The organism is Ottowia thiooxydans, assembly GCF_040548795.1.
GTDB lineage: Bacteria > Pseudomonadota > Gammaproteobacteria > Burkholderiales > Burkholderiaceae_C > Ottowia > Ottowia thiooxydans_A.
On sequence record NZ_JBEPSH010000010.1, the window covers coordinates 102,154 to 126,785 of the forward strand.

The 24,632-nt window shown below is 60.0% G+C and carries 22 protein-coding genes; 1 reads left to right on the forward strand and 21 read right to left on the reverse strand.

All coding sequences use genetic code 11. From position 1 onward, the window contains the following. Window positions 1-17: 17 nt before the first annotated feature. From ABIE13_RS22905 to dksA, 21 genes are all read right to left on the reverse strand, one after another. Entirely contained in the window at window positions 18-1,010 is a 993-nt protein-coding gene (locus tag ABIE13_RS22905; protein WP_354447775.1) for a biotin-dependent carboxyltransferase family protein, read from the reverse strand. Then, window positions 1,007-1,729, reverse strand: coding sequence for a 5-oxoprolinase subunit PxpB (gene pxpB, locus ABIE13_RS22910; protein ID WP_354447777.1), 723 nt, complete (start codon window positions 1,727-1,729; stop codon window positions 1,007-1,009). The genes ABIE13_RS22905 and pxpB overlap by 4 nt, the downstream gene beginning before the upstream one ends. 167 nt (window positions 1,730-1,896) lie before the next feature. Beyond that, window positions 1,897-3,114 (reverse strand): cell division protein FtsZ, encoded by a 1,218-nt coding sequence (gene ftsZ / locus ABIE13_RS22915; RefSeq protein ID WP_354447779.1) that lies wholly within the window; start codon window positions 3,112-3,114, stop codon window positions 1,897-1,899. 279 nt (window positions 3,115-3,393) lie between these two features. After that, on the reverse strand, window positions 3,394-4,623 hold the full coding sequence (ftsA, locus tag ABIE13_RS22920; RefSeq protein WP_354447781.1) for a cell division protein FtsA: 1,230 nt from the start codon (window positions 4,621-4,623) through the stop codon (window positions 3,394-3,396). A 36-nt stretch (window positions 4,624-4,659) separates the two neighbouring features. Beyond that, window positions 4,660-5,454 (reverse strand): cell division protein FtsQ/DivIB, encoded by a 795-nt coding sequence (locus ABIE13_RS22925; RefSeq protein WP_354447783.1) that lies wholly within the window; start codon window positions 5,452-5,454, stop codon window positions 4,660-4,662. Next, window positions 5,451-6,434, reverse strand: coding sequence for a D-alanine--D-alanine ligase (locus ABIE13_RS22930; RefSeq protein WP_354447785.1), 984 nt, complete (start codon window positions 6,432-6,434; stop codon window positions 5,451-5,453). The genes ABIE13_RS22925 and ABIE13_RS22930 overlap by 4 nt, the downstream gene beginning before the upstream one ends. Continuing rightward, window positions 6,431-7,864: a UDP-N-acetylmuramate--L-alanine ligase gene (murC, locus tag ABIE13_RS22935; RefSeq protein WP_354447787.1), complete on the reverse strand. Its 1,434-nt coding sequence runs from the start codon at window positions 7,862-7,864 to the stop codon at window positions 6,431-6,433. Before murC ends, ABIE13_RS22930 begins: the two co-directional genes overlap by 4 nt. Beyond that, a complete protein-coding gene (murG, locus tag ABIE13_RS22940; protein WP_354447789.1) occupies window positions 7,861-8,970 on the reverse strand; it encodes an undecaprenyldiphospho-muramoylpentapeptide beta-N-acetylglucosaminyltransferase in 1,110 nt (369 codons plus the stop codon). The genes murC and murG overlap by 4 nt, the downstream gene beginning before the upstream one ends. Before the next feature lie 8 nt (window positions 8,971-8,978). Beyond that, window positions 8,979-10,259, reverse strand: coding sequence for a putative lipid II flippase FtsW (ftsW, locus tag ABIE13_RS22945; protein ID WP_354447791.1), 1,281 nt, complete (start codon window positions 10,257-10,259; stop codon window positions 8,979-8,981). Further along, window positions 10,256-11,782: a UDP-N-acetylmuramoyl-L-alanine--D-glutamate ligase gene (gene murD / locus ABIE13_RS22950; protein WP_354447793.1), complete on the reverse strand. Its 1,527-nt coding sequence runs from the start codon at window positions 11,780-11,782 to the stop codon at window positions 10,256-10,258. The genes ftsW and murD overlap by 4 nt, the downstream gene beginning before the upstream one ends. Then, window positions 11,782-12,960 carry a phospho-N-acetylmuramoyl-pentapeptide-transferase gene (gene mraY / locus ABIE13_RS22955; protein ID WP_354447795.1) on the reverse strand — a complete coding sequence of 393 codons (1,179 nt, stop codon included), beginning with the start codon at window positions 12,958-12,960 and terminating at the stop codon, window positions 11,782-11,784. The genes murD and mraY overlap by 1 nt, the downstream gene beginning before the upstream one ends. After that, window positions 12,950-14,359 carry a UDP-N-acetylmuramoyl-tripeptide--D-alanyl-D-alanine ligase gene (locus tag ABIE13_RS22960; protein ID WP_436278466.1) on the reverse strand — a complete coding sequence of 470 codons (1,410 nt, stop codon included), beginning with the start codon at window positions 14,357-14,359 and terminating at the stop codon, window positions 12,950-12,952. The genes mraY and ABIE13_RS22960 overlap by 11 nt, the downstream gene beginning before the upstream one ends. Before the next feature lie 5 nt (window positions 14,360-14,364). Then, complete coding sequence (locus ABIE13_RS22965) at window positions 14,365-15,876, reverse strand: UDP-N-acetylmuramoyl-L-alanyl-D-glutamate--2,6-diaminopimelate ligase (RefSeq protein ID WP_354447799.1); 1,512 nt, start codon at window positions 15,874-15,876, stop codon at window positions 14,365-14,367. Next, window positions 15,876-17,606, reverse strand: a complete 1,731-nt coding sequence (locus ABIE13_RS22970) for a peptidoglycan D,D-transpeptidase FtsI family protein (RefSeq protein WP_354447801.1) — start codon at window positions 17,604-17,606, stop codon at window positions 15,876-15,878. The genes ABIE13_RS22965 and ABIE13_RS22970 overlap by 1 nt, the downstream gene beginning before the upstream one ends. Then, window positions 17,603-17,902: a cell division protein FtsL gene (gene ftsL, locus ABIE13_RS22975; protein WP_354447803.1), complete on the reverse strand. Its 300-nt coding sequence runs from the start codon at window positions 17,900-17,902 to the stop codon at window positions 17,603-17,605. Before ftsL ends, ABIE13_RS22970 begins: the two co-directional genes overlap by 4 nt. Next, window positions 17,899-18,813 carry a 16S rRNA (cytosine(1402)-N(4))-methyltransferase RsmH gene (rsmH, locus tag ABIE13_RS22980; RefSeq protein ID WP_354447805.1) on the reverse strand — a complete coding sequence of 305 codons (915 nt, stop codon included), beginning with the start codon at window positions 18,811-18,813 and terminating at the stop codon, window positions 17,899-17,901. The genes ftsL and rsmH overlap by 4 nt, the downstream gene beginning before the upstream one ends. A 7-nt stretch (window positions 18,814-18,820) precedes the next feature. Continuing rightward, window positions 18,821-19,249, reverse strand: coding sequence for a division/cell wall cluster transcriptional repressor MraZ (mraZ, locus tag ABIE13_RS22985; RefSeq protein ID WP_354447807.1), 429 nt, complete (start codon window positions 19,247-19,249; stop codon window positions 18,821-18,823). Window positions 19,250-19,693: 444 nt separating this feature from the next. Then, on the reverse strand, window positions 19,694-21,028 hold the full coding sequence (hslU, locus tag ABIE13_RS22990; protein ID WP_354447809.1) for an ATP-dependent protease ATPase subunit HslU: 1,335 nt from the start codon (window positions 21,026-21,028) through the stop codon (window positions 19,694-19,696). Between the two features lie 93 nt (window positions 21,029-21,121). After that, entirely contained in the window at window positions 21,122-21,667 is a 546-nt protein-coding gene (gene hslV / locus ABIE13_RS22995; protein ID WP_354447811.1) for an ATP-dependent protease subunit HslV, read from the reverse strand. A 51-nt stretch (window positions 21,668-21,718) separates the two neighbouring features. Then, window positions 21,719-23,512, reverse strand: coding sequence for an STAS domain-containing protein (locus ABIE13_RS23000; RefSeq protein WP_354447813.1), 1,794 nt, complete (start codon window positions 23,510-23,512; stop codon window positions 21,719-21,721). Window positions 23,513-23,657: 145 nt separating this feature from the next. Then, window positions 23,658-24,227 (reverse strand): RNA polymerase-binding protein DksA, encoded by a 570-nt coding sequence (gene dksA / locus ABIE13_RS23005; RefSeq protein ID WP_354447968.1) that lies wholly within the window; start codon window positions 24,225-24,227, stop codon window positions 23,658-23,660. Between dksA and ABIE13_RS23010 the strand changes: the two genes are divergently transcribed. Then, complete coding sequence (locus ABIE13_RS23010; protein ID WP_354447978.1) at window positions 24,151-24,510, forward strand: hypothetical protein; 360 nt, start codon at window positions 24,151-24,153, stop codon at window positions 24,508-24,510. The genes dksA and ABIE13_RS23010 overlap by 77 nt on opposite strands. The last annotated feature ends 122 nt before the right edge of the window (window positions 24,511-24,632 follow it).

Below are 24,632 nucleotides of genomic sequence, written 5' to 3' on the forward strand. Positions count from 1 at the left end.
GGGGATATTCAAGAGGCTTAGTCCAACGCCGCCGCAGCAGCCATGCAAGCGTCGGCCAGTTCCGTCTCGAAACTTCGCCAAAGAACTTCGGCAGCCTCCTGCGTGATGGCCTCGAAGCGCACCTCATCTCCTGGCAGACGCTGGGCCATGCTTGGAAGATCGGCACTCGCCACGTAGGCTATCTTGGGATAGCCTCCCGCGCTTTGACGGTCTGCCATGAGGACAATCGGTTGCCCATCTGGTGGGACCTGAACGGTGCCGTACACGGTAGCCTCCGAAATCATTTCCAGCGGCCGTTCGAGGTTGATCGCCGTGCCGCTCAGTCGGGTTCCCATTCGGTCAGACTGCGGCGACATGCTGTAGCGCTGAGTGGTGAAGGCCGCTCTGGACTCTGGCGTGAAAAGACTCCACTGCGGGCCTGGAACAAAGCGAATCGCATCGCCATGCCATGACTGCCGCGCCGCAACCTGGCGCCCGGGCACCAGGGCTAAACCACTTTGCCGCCCCAGGATTTCCACTTTGAGCGGAGCTGCTTGTGCGTGCGGCCTGAACGGAACCTGGTCGCCCTTGCGCAAAGCCCGTCCTTGAAAGCCGCCGAACCGTGCGCGCGTATTGGTGCTGCGACTGCCCAGAACCGCTGGCACATCAAGGGCCCCCCGCACCGCCAGGTAGGCATAGGCTCCGCTGTGACGCTTGCCCAAGTCCAGCACGGCATCACGGCGGACATAGACCGCCGTTTGATAAGGCAGTGGCTGGCCATCTACCGTCGCGTCCATGGTTGCGCCACACAAGGCAACCACCACGTCACCGGAGAACGTCACCCGAGGGCCTGTGATCGCGCATTCCAGCACAGCCGCCTGGGGCGAATTACCCACCAATGCGTTGGCCAACCGGTGTGACCACTCGTCCATGGGTCCGTTGACCGGTACGCCGAAACACTGCTGCCCCACACGCCCCAGATCCTGGTACGTGCTGAGCAGACCTGCACGCACCACATTCATCACAATCATGCGCGCTCCTCCCGCATTTGTTCAAACTCGCTGGGAGTGATCGGCTTGAACCTGACCTCATCGCCTAACTGTAGACGCACCGGGGGGTCTTGGTGCACATCGAAGAAGGTCCAGGGTGTGCGCGCAATGATGTTCCAACCACCTGGCGACGCAGAGGCATACACCGTAGACAATCCGTTCGCAATGCCGACTGATCCGGCTTCCAGGCGCGTGCGCGGCGATGCCCGCCTACCCACCCGAAGATCAGGGTGCAGCGGCCCGAAGAACGGGTTTCCAGGGGCAAAGAAGTAGGTGTAGAGCGCCATCGCTCGCTCACTGTGCAATGCGATGGTTTGCTCCACCGTGAGCCCGCTGCGTTCGGCCACTTCCTCCAGATCCGGGCCGAATTCTCCTCCGTAGCACGCAGGAATTTCCACCAGTCGGCCCGTACCTACCCGGGCTGGGAGATCCGTCGCCAACAACTGCTTCAACTGTTGGGCGACCTGAGCTGTGGGCAGCCCGTCATCCATGGCATAAGCCATGGGATTGAAATGGACTGCGACTGAGTTGAACGCAGGCACCACTTCGTTCAGCCCCGGTATGCGTTGGGTCTTCAGGAACTCTGTCACGGCGTGCGCCTTTTGACTCGTCGCCAGATCAATGCCCTGGCCCAGGCGAATCAGTACGCACCGGTCGCCGACAGGTTCGATGACCAAAGGTTCGGGAGAAATCTTTTGCATGGTTCTTACATTGTCAGGGTATGGCGCTGTCTTCGCGTGAGGCAAGACAGGACCAGGGCGCACGCCAGTATGCTATTTCGACAACGCAAAAAAAGACAGGGTGTCCGTTTTCACGAACCCCTGTCTTTTGTCCAGAGACGCTGCTGACCAGCGCCCCGCCTTGGCGATCAGTCTGCTTGCTTGCGCAGGAAGGCAGGGATTTCGAAATCATCCATGCCGCCCGAAGACAGTGCATCGACGCGCGCCGCTGCATGCGTGCGATCTGGTGGCTTGCGCCAGACGCTAGGGACGCTCATCTGGCCATAATCGTGAGAGTTGCCAACGCCTCCACCCATTCCGCTGGCGGAAGGCATGGAGAACGGCACGTTGTCGGTGCCGGTACGCAGGCCGCCCTGAACCACGGTAATGGGCTGACGGCGCACGCCCTGGCGCGACAGGCCTGTCGCCACCACGGTCACGCGGATGCTGTCTCCCAAGGTGTCGTCGTAGGCTGCGCCATAGATGACATGTGCGTCTGGAGAAGCGTAAGCACGGATCGTGTTCATGGCTTCGCGCGATTCGCTCAGTTTGAGCGAGCCTTTGGCTGCAGTCACGAGAACCAGCACGCCCTTGGCACCTGAGAGATCAATACCCTCCAGCAGCGGGCAAGCGACGGCTTGCTCTGCAGCGATACGGGCACGATCCGGGCCATTGGACACTGCAGTTCCCATCATGGCCTTGCCAGGCTCACCCATGACGGTGCGGACGTCTTCAAAGTCGACGTTCACATGGCCGTATTCATTGATGATCTCGGCAATACCACCCACAGCGTTTTTCAACACATCGTTGGCGTGCGCAAAAGCTTCGTCCTGAGTGATTTCATCGCCCAGGACTTCGAGCAGCTTCTCGTTAAGCACCACGATCAGAGAGTCGACATTCGATTCCAGTTCGGACAAACCGGATTCGGCGTTGGTCATACGGCGACCACCTTCCCAATCGAATGGCTTGGTCACCACGCCGACGGTCAGAATGCCCATGTCCTTTGCAATACGGGCGATGACCGGTGCAGCGCCAGTCCCCGTACCGCCACCCATGCCAGCGGTGATGAACAACATGTGCGCGCCACGGATGGCTTGACGAATGTCGTCGGTGGCCGCCTCTGCCGCTTCGCGGCCCTTGTCGGGCTTGCTGCCCGCGCCCAGTCCGCTGACGCCCAACTGGATCGTGGCGTAGGCCTTGGTGCGACCGAGCGCTTGTGCGTCCGTATTGGCGCAAATGAACTCCACGCCTTGAACGCTGCGCGAGATCATGTGATCGACGGCGTTGCTGCCACCGCCGCCAACCCCGATCACCTTGATCAGTGTGCCCGCGTGAAATCCGTCCGTTTCAATCATCTCGATGCTCATGATGTCACTCCTTGTCTGCCTGCAGTTGCCGTAAATGGGAAAAATCTTGAAATTTGTTTTGTTTTCATTGACCTGAAACTTTCGTTCTTTGGGGGACCCAGGTCGGTGGCCCCGTACTCAACCAGAAACAGGACTTGCCGCCTGCGTCCGGAAAAAAGGACCGCGTAGACTTGCTTGCGGCTTCGACGCCTTGTCTGAGCACGCCCGCGTGAGGCGCACCTGTCCTCGACCGCAAGCGAGAGGAAAAGAAGCACAACGCATGACGACTCAGAATGGACATCAGAAGTTCCCCACAATGAAATCCTTGAGGCGGCCAAATGCGGTTTTCATGCCACCGCTCTTTTGCGCCACCTTGAAACCGCGCAGGCGAGCCTGCCGGGCTTCTTCCATCAAGCCCATGACAGTCGCTGCTCTTGGTTGAGCCACCATGTCTGACAGGGCCCGGGAATACTTGGGAATGCCGCGCCGAACTGGCTTGAGAAATATGTCTTCTCCCAACTCCAGCATGCCGGGCATGACGGCGCTGCCACCCGTGAGCACCACGCCGGAGGAAAGCACCTCTTCGAAGCCTGACTCGCGAATCACCTGCTGCACCAGCGAGAATATTTCTTCGACACGCGGCTCAATGACGCCAGCCAATGCCTGTTTGGACAGCATGCGAGGTGTCCGGTCGCCGAGTCCAGGGACCTCTACCTGGGTTTCGGCGTCGGCCAGCAATTGCTTGGCAAAGCCGTGTTCGACCTTGATATCTTCGGCGTCCATGGTGGGCGTACGCAGGGCCATGGCGATATCGCTGGTGATCAGATCGCCAGCGATTGGAATCACAGCGGTGTGCCGAATGGAGCCGCCCGTGAAGATGGACACGTCGGTCGTGCCGGCGCCGATATCCACGCAGACCACACCAAGTTCACGCTCGTCGTCAGTCAGTACTGCCTGAGCTGACGCCAGTGGATTGAGCATGAGGTGATCGACATCCAGACCACAGCGGCGTACGCACTTGATGATGTTCTCAGCGGCACTCTGCGCGCCAGTGACAATGTGCACCTTGGCTTCCAGGCGCATACCGCTCATGCCAACCGGCTCTCTTACGTCCTGCCCGTCGATGACAAATTCCTGCGGCTCGACCAACAACAGGCGCTGGTCACTCGAAATATTGATCGCCTTGGCCGTCTCCACCACGCGAGCGACATCCGCAGGCGTGACTTCCTTGTCCTTGACCGCCACCATGCCGCTGGAATTGATGCCGCGGATATGGCTGCCGGTGATGCCTGTGTAGACGCGTGCGATCTTGCAGTCAGCCATCAGCTCAGCCTCTTTCAAGGCTTGCTGGATGCTGGCCACCGTTGCGTCGATGTTGATCACCACACCGCGCTTGAGGCCATTGCTCGGCGCCACTCCAAGACCGGCGAGCTTCAGATCGCCGCCGGGCAACACCTCTCCCACCACCACCATGATTTTGGCGGTGCCGATATCGAGGCCGACGATCAAATCCTTGTACTCTTTTGCCATCTTTTCACCAGTATTTCTTGTGCTTTTTGCTCGTTCTCATCTCTTGGGCCGCACGAGCTTTTGCTCAGGCTGGCCCGTCGCCACGCCGCGCAAGCGCAGCGCGTAGCCGGAGGTATGCCGCAGATCGGCGAATTCAATCGCGTCCGCTTTGCGCTGATGCCGTGCCGCCACACTTCCCACCGTGCTGACGAACTGCGTCACACGGGCTTTCAGCTCCTCCGCCGATCCTTGTCCCAACTCAAGGACAGCGCCGTTGGCCAATTCCGCGCGCCAGTTTCCCCGGCCCTCCAGAGCCAACTCCTCCACCGGTTGTCCCAGGGATTCAAGCATGGGCGCCAGAACGCGGTACATCTCCAGTATTTGAGGCGCGCGCCCCTCGGGGCCCAGCAACCTGGGCAGGCTGTCCTCTTCATCGTCATCAGCCACGGCTTCAAAGACTTCGCCTTGAACATTGACCAGGCGGTTATCGTCTTCGCCCCAGATGGCAACTGGCACGTGCTCCTGCAAGCTGACATTGAGCTGATCAGGAAACACGCGTTGCACCATGGCTTTGCGCACCCAGGGTGCCGATTGAAAAGCCATCCGCGCGGCGTCCAGATCCAGCGTAAAGAAATTGCCTGTCAATCGAGGTGCCACATTGGCGCGAAGACTTGCAGCACTGTTGTGCGCAGTATCACCTTCCACCGTGATTCGGCCGATGGCGAAAGCTGGATTGCGCATGACCCACCACAGGCCGGCCGCCAGACACACCAACAGCAAAGCCGTGACCAAAATTGAAGTGGTCAGGTTCATCAGTCGGACATCCAGCGGTAACGGCATGGCACTGTTCATGCATTCGCCTCCTGCGCTTGCCTTGCGGGGTAATCCAGCGATGCGGACGCCAGCAAGCTGACGCACAGCTCTTCATAGCTGATTCCAACAGCCTTGGCGGCCATGGGCACCAGGGAATGGCTGGTCATGCCTGGCGCTGTGTTGATTTCCAGCAAATAGGGCTTGCGGGTGGCGGCGTCAATCATGACGTCCAGACGTCCCCAGCCCCGGCAGCCCAGCACCTTGTAGGCCTTGAGCACCAGCGCCTGAATGGCTTCTTCCTCACCCGCAGGCAGGTCGCAGGGCACACGGTATTGCGTGGAGTCGGTGAAGTACTTGTTCTGGTAGTCGTACTGGCCTTCAGGGGCCACGATGTGGATCACGGGCAGTGCACGTGCACTGTCACCAGCGCCCAGGACAGCGCAGGTCACCTCGTCTCCGGAGATGAACTGTTCACACATGATGTCTGCGTCCATGGCCGCAGCGGCCTGGACAGCTGCCTGCACTTGAGAGGCGTCCGTGACCTTGGTAACGCCCAGCGACGAACCTTCGCGAACCGGTTTGACTATCAGCGGCAGGCCGAGTTCGCGCGGCAATGACAGCAGCTGTTCGCTGTTGGACTGACCTCTTTGTAGCAAAACATGACGAGGAGTGGACAAGCCCTCGGCTATCCAGATGCGCTTGGTCATCACCTTGTCTATGGCCATGCTCGAGGCCAGCACACCGGCGCCGGTGTAGGGAATGCCCAGCAACTCCAACGCGCCCTGGACCGTACCGTCTTCACCGTAACGCCCATGCAAGGCGATGAAGCAGCGCGAGAAACCTTGGCTGCGCAATTCGTGCATGCCTTGCTGCGCAGGATCGAAGGCATGCGCATCAACGCCGCGGCTGCGCAGAGCGGCCAGCACGCCGGCACCGGACATCAGCGAAACGTCGCGTTCCGCTGACTGGCCTCCCATCAGGACAGCCACTTTTCCGAATTGAACACTGCTTGTCGTCATGATGGATTGATAACGTCCGAATTATGCTCTATTTTTTGTAGCAACTCAACGATTTTGGCCGGGATCGCCCCTATGGAACCAGCCCCCATGAACATCACGACATCACCACCGCGTGCATGCTCAATCGCGAAGGCTGGAAGATCAAACACATCCGCCACGAAGACGGGCTCCACCTTGCCAGCCACACGCAGTGCTCGCGCCAGCGACCGGCTGTCTGCAGCCACGATGGGATCTTCTCCCGCGGCATAGACTTCGGTCAGGACCACGCGATCGGCTGTGCCAATCACATCCACGAAGTCCTCAAAGCAGTCACGGGTGCGCGTGTACCGATGGGGCTGAAACGCCAGCACCAGGCGGCGGCCAGGAAACGCACCGCGGGCAGCCGCCAGGGTGGCCGCCATTTCCACCGGATGGTGACCGTAGTCGTCGATGACCGTAAACGTGCCGCCGTCCTTGGCGGGCAGGTCCCCGTAGTGCTGAAAGCGACGGCCCACCCCTTTGAACTCTGCCAATGCCTTCTGCACTGCAGCGTCCGGTACGTTCAGTTCCACGGCGACCGCAATGGCCGACAAGGCGTTGAGCACGTTGTGCTCGCCTGCCAGGTTGAGCACGATGGGTAGATCAGGTAGTTGAACGCCATTGCGGCGCTGCACGGTGAAATGCATCTGACCGTGCTCGGCGCGCACGTCGACCGCGCGAACCTGCGCGTCTTCGGCAAACCCGTAGGAGGTGACGGGGCAAGCCAGGGTGTCCGCAATTTCACGCACGGCCGCGCTTTCCAGGCAAAGAATGGCGGTGCCATAGAACGGCATGCGGTGCAGGAAATCTACAAACGCCTTCTTCAGCTTGTTGAAGTCATGGCCATAGGTCTCCATATGGTCGGCGTCGATGTTGGTCACCACCGCCATCACCGGCAGCAGGTTCAGAAAGGATGCATCTGATTCATCGGCCTCGACCACGATGTAGTCGCCTGCTCCAAGCCGGGCATTGGCTCCCGCGCTGTTGAGTCGGCCGCCTATGACGAAGGTGGGATCGAGTCCTGCTTCAGCCAACACGCTGGCCACGAGGCTGGTGGTGGTGGTCTTGCCGTGCGTACCCGCGATGGCAATACCCTGCTTCAGGCGCATCAATTCGGCCAGCATCATGGCGCGCGGAACCACGGGAATACGCTTTTCTCGGGCAGCCAGTACTTCAGGGTTGTCTGGTTTGACTGCAGTCGAGGTGACTACGGCGTCTGCACTTTCGGTGTTGGCAGCCTCATGGCCGATAAAAGTCTTGATGCCCAGGGCCGCCAGGCGCTGCAGCGTAGTGCTGTCTGAAAGATCAGAGCCTGAGATCTTATAGCCCAGGTTGTGGAGGACCTCGGCGATGCCACTCATGCCTGAGCCACCGATGCCCACAAAGTGAATGTGACGGATGGCGTGCTTCATGCGGCCAGCTCCTCACAAGCCGCAACGATTTTCTCGACGGCGTTCGTTTTTCTCATTGTTCTGGCCTTCTCTGCGAAGGACACCAAGCTGGCACGGGTCGTATTCCTTAAAAGATCAGCGAGTATTTGGGGGGTCAGATCACGCTGCTGAATCAACCAGGCGGCTTCCTGATCAACCAGGAATTTCGCGTTGGCAGTTTGATGATCGTCCACCGCTGCGGGAAATGGCACGAAAAGAGCGGCAGCGCCAATGGCGGCGATTTCGCTCACCGTGGTCGCGCCCGCACGGCAGATCACAAGGTCTGCCTCGGAGTAGGCCGTCGCCATATCGTCAATGAAAGGCAGGAGCGTGGCTTCAACGCCGGCTGCCCGGTAGGCCGCACGCAACTCGTCGATCTGCTTGGCGCCGCTTTGATGAGTGACGATGGGCCGCTCTGCGGTATCAATCAGTGCGAGCGCTTTGGGAACGACATCGTTCAGCGCCTGGGCACCCAGGCTGCCACCCACCACCAGAATGCGGAGCGCTCCGCTTCTTCCGGCAAAGCGCGCAGCGGGTTCTGCACATTGTGTGAAGGCCGCGCGCAACGGATTACCCACCCACTGCACTTTGCGTGCCTTGGGCAGCACGCCAGGAAACGCTGTGAAAACTCGGTCAGCAATGCCCGCCAGAACCTTGTTGGCCATGCCAGCTACCGAGTTCTGCTCATGCAGCACCAGTGGTTTGTTCTGAGCCACGCCCATCATGCCACCGGGGAAGGTGATGTATCCGCCAAAGGCCACCATGACGTCGGGTTTCACGCGTCGGATCACACTGACGCTTTGCCCGAAAGCCCGGAGCAAGCGCAGCGGCAACAGAAAGAGTGTCTTGAGTCCTTTGCCACGGACACCGCTGAAGGCGATGGGTTCGAACGCATAGCCGCGAGGCGGCACCAGTTGCTCCTCCATACTGCCCGGAGCGCCCAGCCAGTGCACCCGCCAGCCGCGCTCTCGCAGGGCATCGGCAACGGCCAGCCCCGGGAAGATGTGCCCACCGGTACCTCCGGCCATGACCAGCGCGCACTTAGGGCCGGCAATGCCTGTACCGAGAGACGGCTGGGAACGGCTCATGTCTGCGCTCATGCCCGCCCTCCACGCATCAGTTGGCGGTTTTCGACGTCCACCCTCAGCACGATGGCAATGGCCACAAGGTTGACCAAAATGGCTGAGCCTCCGTAACTCATCAAGGGCAGCGTCAGTCCTTTGGTGGGCAGCGCGCCAAGATTCACTCCGATGTTGATGAAGGCCTGAAACCCCATCCAGAGGCCGATGCCTTGTGCCACCAGACCCGAGAACACGCGGTCCAGAGCAATGGCCTGACGACCGATGTGCATGATGCGCCGGGTCAGCCACATGAACAGGCCGATCACGCAGACGACACCAATCAGGCCGAACTCTTCACCGATGACGGCCAATAGAAAGTCGGTATGGGCTTCTGGCAGCCAATGAAGCTTTTCGATGCTGCCCCCCAGGCCCACACCGAACACCTCGCCTCGTCCGATGGCGATCAAGGAGTGTGAGAGCTGATAGCCCTTGCCCAGGGCGTGTTGCTCGCTCCATGGATCGAGATAGGCAAAGATACGTTCGCGTCTCCATTCGGAAGAGGCAATCATCAACCCGAAGGCCACCACCAGAACGGCCGCAATGAGGAAGAACATGCGTGCGTTCACCCCGCCCAGGAACAAGATTCCCATGGCGATGACCGCAATCACCATGAAGGCACCCATATCAGGTTGAGCCAGCAACAGCGCGCCCACCACGCCGACAGCGACTCCCATGGGGAGCACCGCGCGGAAAAACCGCTCCTTGACTTCCATCTTGCGCACCATGTAGTCGGCGGCGTAAAGCAGCACCGCCAGCTTGGCGACTTCGGACGGCTGGAAATTCATGGGACCCAGAGAGATCCAGCGCCGCGCACCATTGATCACGCTTCCCACATGCGGGATCAACACCGCGATCAAAAGGGCCAGCGCCACCACGAAAAGCCAGGGGGCGGCTTTTTCCCACCAATCCATGCGCACCTGGAACGTGATCAGCGCAGCCACAAAGCCCATACAGATCCACAGGGCGTGGCGATAGACGAAGAAATTCGGCCCGAAGCGCGCAAAGCGTGGGTTGTCCGGCATAGCAATGGTGGCCGAATACACCATGATCAAGCCCCAGGACAGCAGAAACAGGCAGGCCCAGATGAGCGCCTGGTCAAACCCGAGCACGCGTGTGGGTGTGCTGGCCGTGCGTGCGTACTCCATGCCGCCAATGCGCACTGGCAGATGCTCACTGGCCGCCCTTGCCGAACGGCGTCGACGGGGTTTGGCCTCTGGCACTGGCGATGCCGCAGAGGGTTCGACAGCAGCATTCATGCTGGCACCTCCAGTTCAAGGCCTTCGGCGTGAGCCAGATCTCTCACAGCAGCGCAGAACGCGTCTGCACGGTGAGCGTAGTTGCGGTACATGTCGAAGCTGGCGCAGGCCGGCGAAAGCAGGACCGCATCCCCCGCTTCAGCGTTGTCGCGCGCGAGTGCAACAGCCTCTGTCATGTCAGAGGCGTTGATCAAGGGGGCACCTGAGCCTTCCAGGGCGGCGCGAATCTTGTCAGCGTCGCGTCCGATCAGGATAGCGGCTCGCACGAAGCGCTTGACGGGCTCCAGCAGCGGTGAGAAGTCCTGGCCCTTGCCCTCACCACCCAGAATGACAATCAGCCGGCGGTCAGCACCCAGGCCGTTCAACGCAGCGACGGTAGCACCCACGTTGGTGCCCTTGCTGTCGTCGAAGTACTCGACGTCGCCCAGCAGACCTATGGATTCAACGCGGTGCGGCTCGCCGCGGTATTCACGCAGGCCATACAGCATGGGGGCCAGCTGGCACCCGCAGCTCACAGCCAACGCAAGCGCCGACAGTGCGTTGACCGCATTGTGGCGCCCGCGGATCCGCAAGGCATCGACGGGCATCAAGCGCTGCAGGTGAATTTCCTGGGCAGCGTCCTTGCGGCGGCGCAAGGTTTCATCCGCCTCCAGCGCACGCACCAACCAGGCCATGCCGTTGACCATCTCAATGCCGAAGTCTTCCGGCGCCTCCGGCAAGCCAGCACCAAATGTGAGCACCGGGCGCTGAGGCAATTTGGCAGCTTTGCCCTTGGCAACCGGGGGCCGCAGGGCGGCCACCAGAGGGTCGTCCCGGTTGAGAATCATCACCCCGCTGTCACCAAATACCTTGGCCTTGGCCGCTGCATAAGCAGCCATATCGCCGTGCCAGTCAAGATGATCCTGCGTCAGGTTCAAGATGGTGGAAGCAGCAGGCTCAAAACGGGTCACCGCATCAAGTTGGAAACTGGAAAGCTCCAGCACCCAAACCTCTGGCAGTGCATCTTGATCCAGCGCCTGACCAAGCATGTCGAGCATGGAAGGGCCAATGTTCCCAGCCACTACCACGCTCTTTCCAGCGCGCTCTACCAACTGCCCCGTCAGGGAGGTCACGGTGGTCTTACCGTTCGTTCCCGTGATGGCCAACACGGAAGGGGCGTAGTCACGCTCAGTCTTTAATTGCTCCAGGGCATGCACGAACAGGCTGAGTTCCCCCTCTACGCAAAGACCACGCTCCCTGGCAGCTGAGGTCACCCCGGACACTTCATCAGGCGAGAGCCCGGGGCTGCGGTAGATCGCATTGAACCCGCGGTCCGCGTCCGCTATCAGCTTGGCGTCCAGTGGACCAGCCACGAAACGCACAGCCGGCATCTCGGCACGCAAAGTCTCCAACTGAGGGGGTGCTGCACGCGTATCGGCAACCGTCACCTCTGCACCCAGGCGGGCGCACCAGCGCGCCATGGCCAGACCGGACAGGCCCAGGCCCAGGATCAGAATGTGGTGGTCTTTCAGGTGGTCGTTCATTACCTGAGCTTCAGTGATGACAACCCCACCAGGCAAAGCAGCATGGTGATGATCCAGAACCGGACGACGACCTGAGTTTCGGCCCATCCGCTCTTTTCAAAGTGATGGTGCAGAGGCGCCATTTTCAGAAGGCGGCGACCTTCGCCATAGCGGCGCTTGGTGAGCTTGAACCAGGTCACTTGCAACATGACCGACAGCGCTTCAACCACAAAAATGCCGCCCATGACGGCCAGCACGATTTCCTGGCGCACGATGACGGCAATCGTTCCCAGGGCGCCCCCCAAGGCCAATGCGCCGACATCGCCCATAAACACTTGGGCGGGGTGGGCATTAAACCAGAGGAACGCCAATCCAGCGCCGGCCATGGCGGCACAGAAGATCAACAACTCGCCCGTGCCAGGGATATGCGGGAACAACAGGTAGCGGGCGTAGACGGAACTGCCCGTCACGTACGCAAAGATACCCAGGGCTGATCCCACCATGATGACCGGCATGATGGCCAACCCATCCAGGCCATCGGTCAGGTTGACCGCATTGCTGGATCCGACGATCACGAGGTAGCTCAGGATGACAAATCCCAACACGCCCAGGGGATAGCTCACCTCTTTGAAGAAGGGCACCATCAATCCGGCAGCGTGTGGCAGGTCAATGGTGAAACCCGAGCGAATCCAGTCACCAAAAAGCTCCAGGACGCGTGCGTTCGAGCTTTCGGAGATGCTGAACACCAGGCACAGCGCAGCCAGTAGACCAATGACCGACTGCCAGAAATATTTTTCGCGCGAACGCATGCCTTCGGGGTCCTTGTTGACCACCTTGCGCCAGTCATCAACCCACCCGATGGCACCGAACCCGAACGTGACCATCATGACAATCCAGACGAATCGATTGGATAGATCAAACCAGAGCAAGGTGGATATGGCGATGGCGATCAGAATCAGCACGCCGCCCATGGTCGGCGTGCCTCTCTTGCTCAGGTGCGTCTCCATGCCGTAGCCGCGGATGGGCTGGCCGATCTTGAGTTCAGTCAGGCGGCGGATCACATACGGACCGGCGACAATGCCTATCACCAACGCCGTGAGCGCAGCCATGAGAGCGCGGAAAGTCAGATACTGAAAGACGCGGAAGAAGCCAAATTCGGGCGACTGCGCCTGGAGCCAGGTTGCAAGACTAAGCAGCATGAGCACCCTCCGCGTGACCGTCAGCGGGCGCTGTGAGCGCTTGCACCACGCGCTCCATGCGCATGAAGCGGGATCCCTTGACAGCGATGCTGATGCATTGCCCCATATGTGTACGCACAGCGTCTGTCAATTCCGTGATGTCCTCAAAATGCCGTCCCCCTCCAAAACCCATGGCGGCGTGAATGGCCAGGGGTCCATGGGCCAGCAAGCGCTCGATGCCGCGCTCTCGTGCATACGCGCCCACTTCTGCGTGAAACGCAGGGCCTTGCTCGCCCACTTCGCCCATATCACCCAGCACCAGAAGGCGCGGGCCGGGCAGCTCTGCCAAAACGTCGATGATGGCCCGCACCGAATCCGGGTTGGCGTTGTAGGTGTCATCCACCAAGGTGATGGCACGCCCGCGCTGACGCAAGAGGATGGAACGGGAACGGCCCTTGACCGGGCGAAATGTGCCCAGCCCTTGCGCCATGGCATCCAGCGGCGCACCTGCCTCAGCCGCGCATGCGAGCGCAGCCAGCGCATTGGTCACGTTGTGGCGACCAGGCATGTGCAGCTCAAAGCCCACTTCGCCAGCGGGTGTGGAGGCACGGATGCTCCAGCGGTCAGCCAACCATTCGGCAGATAGGACGTGAACAGCAGCGCCTTGGGCCTGGGTTCCAAACAAGCAGTGCCGGGCACCAAGCGACAGGCCGCGCCAGAGTTCCTCAAAGGGGTCGCCCGCCGGGAACACGGCAGAACCACCCGCTTGAAGCGACTTGAACACCGCTCCGTTTTCAAGCGCCACCGCCTCCACCGAGGCCATGAATTCCTGGTGTTCGCGTTGAGCATTGTTGACCAAGGCCACGGTAGGCCGTGCAATGGCCGCCAGCGTTGCAATCTCTCCGGGGTGGTTCATACCCAGCTCCACCACCGCCACTTTCGTAGAGGAGCGCAGGCGCAACAAAGTCAAAGGCAGACCGATGTCATTGTTGAAATTGCCTTCAGTGGCCATGGCGCCCTCGCCTCGCCACGCACTCAGTATGCTGGCAATCATCTGCGTCACGGTGGTCTTGCCGTTGCTTCCCGCCACCGCAATCAAGGGCAGATCGAACTGGTTACGCCAACCACTCGCCAGCGAGCCCAACGCCAACCGCGCATCAGGGACCACCAGGCCCGCTAGACCCGCAGCAAGCAAGAGCGGTTCTGCGTCTGCATCACAAATAGCGGCCACGGCGCCCTTGGCCTTGGCTTCAGCAAGGAACTCAGCGGCATTGAATCGATCGCCCTTGATGGCAACGAACAAGTCGCCTGGCGCGAGTGTTCGGGTATCCGTATGCACGCGCGACACCTGCAGTGAGCCATCTCCCACGATGCGCGCAGCGGGCAGCCAGGAGGCTGCCAGGTCCAGGCTCAAGTTCATAGGACTCATGCCACCGACCTCCGCCCCATGAGAGCTGCGTGGGCCTGCTCATGATCGGAGAACGGCTGGCGCTGCCCATTGATCTCCTGATAGTCCTCGTGCCCCTTGCCGGCAATCAGCACCACATCAGAGGCTGCCGCCTCGGAAAGCGCTTGTGCAATGGCCCGGGCCCGATCGACCTGGACCAGCACGCCCTCGGTATCAGAGAAACCCGCCAGCACGTGCTGGATGATGTCCATGGGGTCTTCACCACGCGGGTTGTCACTGGTCACCACTGCCCGGTCAGCACCAGCTTCAACGGCAGCGGCCATCAACGGCCGTTTGGTGGCGTCGCGGTTGCCCCCACAGCCAAATACGCACCACAGCGCACCGCCACGCTGTTCCGCCAGTAGCCGCAGGGCTGCCAGCGCCTTGTCAAGCGCATCAGGCGTGTGGGCGTAGTCAATCACGGCCAGGGGTTCGCCCTCACCGCCCACGCGTTCCATGCGCCCCGGGACGGCAGGAAGATCGGCGCATGCCTGCACCGCGGTGGCCAGCGGCAGACCCAGTGCACGCAGTGCGCCCAACACACACAATACGTTGGAGGCGTTGTAGTCACCGATCAGCGAAGTGTCCAGGGTGTGCGCCTGGGCATCTTCTCTGACTTCAAAACTCAGGCCGCGGTCACCGTAGGTCAAACCAGCCCCGCTCAAACGGGCAGGTTGACGCAGAGAAACTGTCCAGACGTCCAGGCCTCGCGCTCTTGCCTTGGCCTCCAACTCAGCGCCCCGCGGGTCATCCAGATTGATCACTGCAGCCTGCAGGCCAGTCCAGTCGAACAGCGCAGCCTTGGCTTGCCAGTAGGCTTGCATGCTGCCGTGGTAGTCAAGGTGGTCTTGAGTGAAATTGGTGAATACGGCCACCTTGATGGCCATTCCATCCAGCCTGTGCTCGGCGATACCAATCGAAGAAGCCTCAATGGCACAACTCTTGACACCCTGATCCACGAATGCGCGCAAGCGGCGGTGCAGCAACACCGGGTCCGGGGTGGTCATGCCTGTGGAACACACTTCTGGCGGCACACCTGTGCCCAGCGTACCGATCAAACCGCAAGGCGCATTCTCGGGCAAGCCTGCACTGGAAAGTGCCGATGCCAGCCACCACGCCGTAGACGTCTTGCCGTTGGTGCCCGTAATGGCCACCACACTCAACTCGCGCGAAGGCGCTTCGTAATAGGCATCGGCAATGAGGCTGGTGGCCGCCTTCAAATGCGCATAGGCCGCAACGCTGTCCTGCTCAAAGCCAAATTGATCCGCACCGTCGAGCTCCACCAGGCAGGCCTGCGCGCCTTGGGCGAGCGCAGCGCCTACGAACTTTCGGCCATCGACCGCTGCGCCGGGCCAAGCGATGAATCCATCGCCCGCCTGCACAGGGCGGCTGTCTGCATGCAGCTTGCCTGTCACCCGCGCACGAAGCCACTGTGCAGCCTCGGATGGCGAATGAAGTTCTGCCAGCGCAGACTTGAGGGTGCGCGTCATCAGAACGACTCCTCTACCGAACTGGCCACAATTTGGGGTTTCACCGCCATATCAGGCTGCACACCCATGATGCGCAAGGTCTGCTGCACCACTTCACTGAAGACGGGCGCAGCCACCGCTCCGCCGAAATAAACCCCATTGCTCGGCTCATCAATCATCACGGCCACAATGATGCGAGGTTTCTCGATCGGCGCCATGCCCGTAAACCAAGCACGGTATTTGTTGCTGGCATAGCCCTTACCCACTTGCTTGTGCGCAGTTCCTGACTTGCCGCCGACCGAATAGCCCAGCGTCTGTGCGCGCTGGCCAGTACCCCCTGGACCAGCGGCCATTTGCAGCATCTTGCGGATCGCGCGCGCATTGTTTTCCGAGAAAACCTTCACCCCATGGGCAGGCTCCGAGCGCTTGAGCAAAGTGGCCGCGATGACTTCCCCATCATGCGCGAAGGCCGTATAGGAGTGCGCCATCTGAAATAGCGATGCCGAAAGACCATAGCCGTAAGACATCGTGGCCTGCTCTACAGGACGCCAGCTCTTCCAGGGCCGCAGGCGCCCGGTCGCCGCACCGGGAAATGCCAACTGGGGCTTCTGTCCATAGCCCAGCGCTGTATAGGTATCCCACATTTCCTGGGGACGCATCTTTTGCGCAATCTTCAATGCGCCGACGTTACTTGACTTCTGAATGACACCTTCAACCGTCAGAGACCCATAGTTATGGGTATCACGGATGGTGAACCGGTCGAGCTGGTAGCTGCCCGGAGAGACGTTGATGATGGTCTGAGGAGTAACGCGCCCTGCCTCCAGGGCCATGGCGGCGGTGATAGGCTTCATGGTGGAGCCTGGCTCGAACGTGTCCGTGATCGCAATGTTGCGGAGCTGCGCGCCGGTAAGTTTGCGCCGGTCATCAGGGGTGTAGCTCGGATAATTGGCCAGCGCCAGAACTTCACCGGTGACCGCGTCAAGCACGACAGCACTGCCTGATTTCGCCTTGTGTGCGGTGACTGAATCCCGCAGCTTCTGATAGGCGAAAAACTGGACCTTGGAATCAATGGAGAGCTGGATGTCTTTGCCGTCGACTGGCGGCACGTCATCTCCCACACCCTCGACCACTCGACCAAGCCGGTCTTTGATGACGCGGCGAGACCCAGCTTGCCCTGACAACTGCTTTTCGAATGAAAGCTCAGCGCCTTCCTGACCCAGGTTCTCTACGTTGGCGAAGCCGACCACGTGGGCCGCAGCTTCACCTTCAGGATATTTGCGTTTGTATTCCTTGCGCTGATAAATACCCGCAATCTTCAGATCTGCGATCTCCTTGGCCACAGGTTCGTCGACCTGGCGCTTGAGCCAGACAAAGGTTTTGTCTTCATCGGCCAGCCTCTTGTTCAATTCGGACAGGGGCATGCCGAGCAGGCGAGCCAGCTTCTGCAGCTTGGCACTATCGCGCTCCACATCTTCAGGAATAGCCCAGATGCTGGGCGCCACCACGCTGGACGCCAGGATGAGGCCGTTTCGGTCAAGGATTCGGCCACGGCTGGCAGGCATTTCCAGGGTGCGCGCGAACCGGACCTCGCCCTGGCGCAAGAAGAAGTCGTTGCCAATGACCTGGACATAGGCCGCGCGCGCAACCAATCCCAGAAATGCCAGGGCCAGGCACGCCACGATGAACTTGCTGCGCCAGACAGGGGTCTTGGACGCAAGAAGCGGGCTGGAGGTGTAGCGGATGCTTTTCATGGCTTGCCACCTTGAACAGCAGGCGCTGGAGCTGCGCTCACTGAAACATATTCAGTGATGGCAGGCGTGACCGTGCGCATGGCCAGTTTTTCCTTCGCAAGCTTCTCGACACGCAATGAGGTGGCTTCGGCCCGCTTTTCCACTTCAAGCCGGCTGCGCTCGGTTTCCAGACGGTGAGCCTCGGCATTCGCACGATCGAGCTCCGTGAACAGGCGCCGCGAATCGTATTGAACGCGCACGAGGTAAAGCGCGCTGAAAATGACCGCGGCAAACAGAACAACGGAAAGACGCGTCATAGTGGCGCCTCTGTGCGCTCGGCCACGCGCATGATGGCACTACGCGAGCGCGGGTTGGCAGCCACTTCTGCAGGACTGGGTCGCACGCGACCCAGTGCCTTCAGAAGGGACGGAGGTGGCTCTGCGAAAGGCGCGCGGCGATCCACCACCGCACGCGAATGCCGTGCGATGAACTGTTTGACGATGCGGTCTTCCAAGGAATGGAAGCTGATCACCACGAGCCGCCCTCCGGGTTGCAACACCTCAAGACATCCTTTCAGCGCTTTTTCGAGCTCTTCAAGTTCGGCATTGACGAAAATCCGAAGAGCCTGAAATGTGCGCGTTGCAGGGTTCTGGCCCGGCTCGCGGGTTTTGACCGCGCCAGCCACGAGTTCGGCCAGTTCAAGGGTGGATGAAAACGGGCCCCGTTCCTGTCGGCGAGCGACAATCGCCTTTGCAATGGGGCCAGCAAACCGTTCTTCGCCATACTCACGAATCACCTCTGCGATCTGCTGCTGTGAAGCACTTGTCAACCAATCGGCCACACTCTGTCCGCGCGTGGTGTCCATGCGCATATCCAGCGGGCCGTCTGCACGAAAAGAAAAACCCCGCGCGGGGTTGTCGATTTGTGGCGAGCTGATTCCGAGGTCCATGAGAACCCCCGCCGCACTGCGCGGCGGAAGCTCGCCCAGGCTGGCAAAGCCCTGGTGACGGATGTCGAAACGCTCGTCCTTGATCTGAGCCGCTGCTGCCAACGCCTCCAGATCCTTGTCGTAAGCTGTCAGGCGCCCTGCGGGATCGAGGCGCGACAAAATCAGGCGCGAATGCCCACCGCGACCGAACGTGGCATCCACGTACTGTCCTTTTGGGTCCGTTACCAGGGCGTCGACAGCCTCCTGGAGCAGGACCGTGATGTGTGACCATTCGCTCACCTGCCTCCTAAAACACGAGTTCCTCGAATGCCTGAGTCATGCCGGCTTGAATAGCCTCGGCTTCCTTGGCTTCGTATGTGATCTTGTCCCACAGTTCAAAGTGATTGCCCATGCCAAGCAGCATGAGGTCGCGCTCGAGCCCTGCCGCCTGACGAAGTTCTGGAGAAACGAGGACACGCCCGGTGCCGTCCATGTCCACGTCCATGGCACTGCCCAGGAAGATGCGCTTGAGCCACTGGGCGGACATAGGCAACTGAGCGATACGTTCGCGAAACTTTTCCCACTCTGGACGCGGAAACACCATGAGGCAGCCGTGCGGATGCTTGGTAATGGTGAGTTGACCCGAGGCAGTGGCCGCCAGGACGTCACGATGCCGGGTCGGCACAGAAAGCCGACCCTTCGCATCCAGACTCAGCGACGACGCCCCTTGAAACACTTGGATCCCTTTTGAAACAGTGTCAAACTAATGGCGAAGGCACTTTTCACCACTTAATTGCACTTTTTTGCACTGTAGCAGGAAAACCGTAGCAGTCGATAGGGCATCTACAAATTATTTCAATGAAATCAATGCTTTAGCTGGCTTTCAAGCGCAGGGGTATAAGGGTTTTTTCTTTTAAATAAAGAACTTAGGAGAGATATCGAAAGTAACCCTGGAATCGAGCATGAAATTCCGAAAAAAAGCGGGTTCGTGAACAGGTTGGCAAATGAGCGCGAGAACGCAAACAGAGGTTCTCAAGACTTCAAGTAAAAAGCCGCCTGGCAAGAGGCGGCTTTGAAGGCGCTATCGCAGAGCGAATGGGACAACGGGGAGGAATGGGTGGGGTGGGCTGTCTTTACTGCGCTGCAGCCCTGCCCCGAGCCCGATGGCCCTTCCAGGCCATCAGAGTATGTAACGGGAGAGGTCTTCATTGCGGCTCAGCGCCGACAGCCTTTCGTCGACATAGGCCGCATCGATGCTGACCGTCTGCCCCTCCAGCTTGGTCGCATCGAAACTGATCTCATCCAGCAGACGCTCCATGACCGTAGACAATCGGCGCGCCCCGATATTTTCCGTGCTCTCATTGACGGCGCATGCTATTTCAGCCAGACGGGAAATGCCTTCAGGGGTGAATTGCAAGTTGACCCCTTCGGTGGCCAGCAAGGCTTGGTACTGGCGCACCAGAGAAGCATCGGTCTGGATCAGGATGGCTTCAAAATCCTGGACCGAGAGCGAAGCCAGCTCTACCCGGATAGGCAAACGGCCTTGGAGCTCGGGTATCAAATCGCTCGGTTTGGCAAGATGAAACGCGCCGGAGGCGATGAACAGAATATGGTCGGTGCGGACCATACCGTATTTGGTGCTGACCGTGGTGCCTTCGACCAACGGAAGCAGATCGCGCTGCACCCCCTGGCGCGAGACCTCGGCCGTACCTCCTTCACCACCGCGCGAGGCGACCTTGTCAATTTCGTCAATGAAGACGATTCCATTTTGCTCCAGGTTCTGAAGCGCCTGCGTGCGGATTTCGTCCTCGTTGACGAGTTTGCCCGCCTCTTCGTCAACCAGCAACTTCATCGCTTCGCCGATTTTCACGCGCCGCATCTTGCGGCGGCTTGCCCCCATGTTGCCCAGCATGCCTTTGAGCTGCTCGGCCATGTCTTCCATGCCGGGAGGCCCCATGATCTCGAGCGCAGGTTGCGGCTGGACCAGTTCGAGCTCGATTTCCTTGTCGTCCAGCTGGCCTTCCCTCAGCTTCTTGCGAAAGCCCTGGCGTGCTGCGCTATCGCTGGCAGGCTGCGCTGCTGCGCCTTCAGGAAGGCGCGCAGGCGGGATCAGTACGTCCAGAATGCGCTCTTCAGCCAGATCTTCTGCACGGGTACGGTGTTTTTTGACAGCGCCTTCGCGCGCCTGTTTGACCGCCATTTCAGCGAGGTCGCGGATGATGGAGTCGACGTCCTTGCCCACGTACCCCACTTCGGTAAATTTTGTGGCTTCAACCTTGATGAACGGCGCCCCAGCCAACCGCGCGAGCCGGCGGGCAATTTCTGTTTTTCCCACACCAGTGGGACCAATCATGAGAATATTCTTGGGCGTGATCTCCGGACGCAGCTTTTCATCGACCTGCTGGCGGCGCCAGCGGTTGCGCAATGCAATCGCCACCGCGCGCTTGGCGTCTTTCTGGCCGACGATGTGGCGATCGAGTTCGGAGACGATCTCCTGGGGAGTCATTGAGGACATTGACGTTGAGCGTGAATCGTTTGACATGGGGCTTGGGCGCGTGCCTTGCCGTTGAGAGGGCGTTGAAGACTGAAGGTTCCGCGCCCGGAGCTCTTAGAGCGTCTCGATGGTGTGATGCATATTGGTGTAGATACACAACTCACCGGCGATCTCCAGTGACCGCTTGACGAGTTGGTCAGCCGGGAGGTCAGAGTGATCAAGCAAGGCCTTGGCCGCTGCGTGCGCATAGGCTCCCCCAGAGCCGATGGCGACCAGGCCGTGCTCTGGCTCAAGTACGTCGCCGTTTCCGGTGATGATGAGGGAAGTTTCCCTGTCGGCCACTGCAAGCATGGCTTCCAGGCGGCGCAATACACGATCAGTGCGCCAATCCTTGGTGAGCTCGATGGCGGCGCGAGTCAAATGGCCCTGGTGCTTTTCCAGCTTGGCCTCAAAACGCTCAAACAGGGTGAAGGCATCGGCGGTGGCGCCAGCGAAGCCCGCCAAAACCTTGTTGTGATAGAGCTTACGCACCTTGCGCGCCGTACCTTTGACAACGATATTGCCCAAGGTGACCTGCCCGTCCCCGCCAATGGCGACCTGCCAGCCGTCAGGCGTCTTGCGCCGGGCACTGATGATAGTAGTACCGTGAAATGCTTCCATCGCGCGCACATGGGGGCGATGGCACGATTTGCAAGCCCCGAAAATGAAATCTCAATCCTTGCGCAGTCTGACGCGAGCCACTTCGCTGATACCTACGACGCCAAAAAAAGCCGCCACCAACCGATTGACGTGCCTGAACACGACCTGGCGGCCCTGCAACTGTTGAGCGGTGGCCCAATTGAGCAGCGTGCCTGCCGCACCAAAGTCGACGCGTTCAAGCTGGCTGCAGTTGAACTCGATGGAAACCACCCCATCGGCCAATGTCAAGTCACGCAGCGCCGCCTCCGCATCTCCGAGCAGAACCCCCTGAAGCTCGCTCTTGATGGCCCCCTGGTTCGCCGGCTCTCCTGCTCCAAGCAGCGGCGAAACGTCGGCACCGAAAGACGCCTCTTGCGCTTCATGCGGCGGATTCTGATCGTCTTGCGCGCTCAGAATGGAATCGCCATCACTTGTCATGGCCGTGAAAGCACTGCTGGGCTCCTGCCATGCCGGCGGGGACACCTCATAGGTCACACAATACTTGAGCGCTACAAGCTCGAATTCATCCATTTCATTCAGGACGCGCAGCAAGGCCAGGCGCGCCACCCACCACATGGGATCGACCGAGCGGTCATCCGTGGGGGACTGCTCATCGAGCAGCTGCAAGAGAATTTCACTGCCGATGAACTTGAGCCGGACCGCCGTGTCCGCCCAACGCTGCAAGGCTTCGGTAAAAACGGGAAGCGCTGCCGGTTCAACGGTCTTCAGATAGCGCCAATCGATACGCCATGGAGATCCGGTTCGCGCCAGCGTGGCATTAAGAGCCGCCACCGACTGCACGCCCAGTATGGAAGGGGCCACCCAGTGCGCCAATGCGTTGCTGGGCTTGTTGATCTCCTGGGGAAGCAAGCTTGCATTCTGAGACGAAAGCAGCGGCCCCAATGTCCATTGAGGTGCAGAGCGGTCAAACCGGCTGGCAAACTCAATGGCCACATCATCAAATTTGTCCTGTTCGCCGGTGGCGCGATAGAGATCAAACAGGGTCAACCAGGTGTCCTGGGGCTGGTTGTGCGAATCGCCTCCACGAAGAAGTTCGCGCAACCCAGACTCCGCGCCAGCAGTATCTCCGTTGGCAAACCGAATCGCAGCCTCTTCAATTTCGGGCGCCTGCTTGGCAATAGCCTGAGCTTCCAGCCCCATCGGACCGCTGGACAAAGCGTCGTTCGCCTGCGTGGGGATCGTCGGCGCCAGGCTTCCCATTGAATCCAGAAGCGGAGGCAGGCTGTGTGCACCGGATAGCGGCGCCATGGCCTCTTCTCGCACTATCTCCCGGGGAAGAGCTTCAAAATTGATGGTTGGATCAAAGGGGCGCGCAGCAGCAATGCCCGGCGCAATGGTCGTTCTCTCACCAGAGGTCCTGTGGGCCGCAGAAACCGGAGCGAGCACGGTATCCGCGTACGGCGCAGAAGGCTCTCGGGCCTGTACAGAAGGCGATACGCTTTTGTTGCGCAGCCAGGCGCTCGACATCTGCTTTTCAATTTCGTCGATTTTCTCCAGCGTCCGCGCACGTTCTCCCGTGCTGGCGAATTCGCTGTTTTGAGAGAGGGACGAAGAGGCACCGCGATCAGGAGCTGCGGGAGACTCGCGGCGACGCGCCTTGCGCAACAGATCGAACTCCCGGTTCCGCACAAAGTCATTGCGGCGCTTGCGTTCAATCATCTCCTTGAGCGCCAGCCGGGAGTCATTTTCCTCGGGTGTCACTTCAGGGCGATCAAGATCCGCCCAATGAGTGGTCGGGCTGCTCACGAACCTGACCACTTTGGACAGCAGACCGCCTTTACCTGATGAGCCGGAGTCTTTGCTCATGATGCTGCTTCTACCGCAAGAACTCCGGGATCGCGGGGTAGCGCGGCCGGTGGCCCCGCGCGTGCCCAATGCGGCCCGCCCTGGTGCCCACGCAAAGTCGATTACTCTGATTTACTGGACCAGTCATACCATCCCAAAGCGCTGATCAATCGCCAAACATTTTTTGCTTGAGCTCGCGCCTTTGCTGCGCCTCTAGCGAAAGCGTCGCCGTAGGCCGAGCCAACAGACGCCCCACACCGATAGGTTCGCCGGTTTCGTCGCAGTATCCATAGTCACCGGCATCGATCCGGGCAATGGATTGCTCGATTTTCTTGAGCAGCTTGCGCTCGCGGTCGCGCGTGCGCAGTTCCAGGGCATGCTCTTCTTCAATAGTGGCACGGTCAGCAGGATCAGGCACCACCACGGTGTCTTCACGCAAATTTTCAGTGGTCTGACCAGCATTTGCCAGCATATCTGCGCGGAGCTGCGAAAGCTTCAGGCGGAAATAGGCCATCTGCTTTTCATTCATGTACTCGCCGTCAGGCATGGCGATGATTTCGGCATCCGTCATTTCAGCGGGCGATTTGGTTTTCCAATTGTTAGCCAGGCTCATATCCTTTTTGATGGGGGTAGGGACGGGCTGAGAAGCAACGATGGGCATGGGCAATATCTTAGGAGCTGTTGGCGCAGGAGCTGCAGCTATAGGGGTAGCGGTTGGACGGACGGTTTTCGGCACAGCCGTCTTGGACGGTGTGGTCTTGACCGGTGCGGGCGCGCGAGCCGCTTTGGCTGGCGACGATGTCTTGACAGCCGCAGCCCCCTTGGTAGGGGCTGAGGTCGCTTTGGCTGGCACCGCCTTGGAAGGTGGTGCCTTGGATTTCGCCGTGCTCTTTGCAGCCGCTGATTTCACTTTGTCTGTCTCCCGTGGCCGATGGAGCCGGAAGGCATCTATCAGTCCACTGAATGTACAAGGAAGGGATGAAGTGGGTCTTTCTTCATTCCTCAAAGCCCTCTTATAGACCTTCTTGGGCGACTTAGCCATGGGGCAAGAACTCAATGTTCCACACCCTACCGGTTAAAAGTGCGGCGATTGTATCGGCGTTCTGGCCGAACGGGCACCCTAAACCGTTATTACTTCACG